The 849-nt window shown below is 63.1% G+C and carries 2 protein-coding genes; both read left to right on the top strand.

Annotated elements, in window-relative coordinates; all coding sequences use genetic code 11:
• Positions 1-161 (top strand): acyl carrier protein (locus tag NMG46_RS29555; RefSeq protein WP_254820784.1); only part of this gene is annotated, 161 nt, incomplete at its 5' end.
• Positions 162-849: beta-ketoacyl synthase (locus tag NMG46_RS29550; protein ID WP_302897330.1), on the top strand; the 688-nt coding region annotated here is incomplete at its 3' end.

Raw genomic sequence — 849 nt, 5'->3', positions numbered from 1 at the left:
CGCTCGGGTTCGATTCGCTGGGTTTGGCGGACGTCCTCTGGGATGTGGAACAGGCCTACGGCATCAAGATCGATATGAACACGGCCGATGCCTGGTCCAATCTCAAGAATGTCGGCGACGTCGTGGACGCCGTCCGCGGCTTGCTTGCGAAGGAGGCTTGAATGGACAGGCGCGTCGTCATCACCGGAGTGGGCGGCCTGTGCGGACTGGGCACCGACACCGCCTCTATGTGGAAAGAGATGCGCGAAGGCCGCTCCGCCATCGGCCCGCTCGTCAATTCCGAGCTTCATGACCTGGAGGGCATGACGGGCGCTGAGATCAAGGCGCTGCCCGAGCACGACATCAACCGGGGGCATCTCATCTCCATGGACCGCTTCAGCTTGCTCGCCGTGCTTGCAGCGCGCGAAGCCATGCGGCAGGCCGGACTTTCCTGCGACGAAGGGAATGCCCATCGCTTCGGCGCGACAGTGGGCGTCGGATTTACCGGTTCATACGCAACAGAACAAACTTACCGCTCACTGCTTTTGGGTAGCGCAATCCGTGCTGAACTCTTCACTGGAGTAAAGGTGATGCCCAGCGCCGCTTCCGTCCATCTTAGCTTGAGCCTCGGCTTGCGCGGGCCGGTGTTCGGGGTGACCTCCGCATGTGCCTCGGCCAACCATGCGATCGCCTCGGCGGTGGATCAGATCAAGCTGGGCCGGGCCGACGTAATGGTTTCCGGGGGCAGCGACGCGCCGTTCGCATGGGGCGTGCTGAAAGCATGGGAAGCAATGCGCGTGCTTTCACCCGATACATGCCGGCCCTTCTCCGCCGATAGGAAGGGCCTGGTGCTGGGCGAGGGTGCGGGCA

This window comes from Mesorhizobium sp. LMG 17147, from assembly GCF_024297145.1.
Classification (GTDB): domain Bacteria; phylum Pseudomonadota; class Alphaproteobacteria; order Rhizobiales; family Rhizobiaceae; genus Mesorhizobium.
The sequence above is the reverse complement of the archived record's forward strand: the minus strand, read 5'-3'. Positions and strand labels throughout refer to the sequence as shown.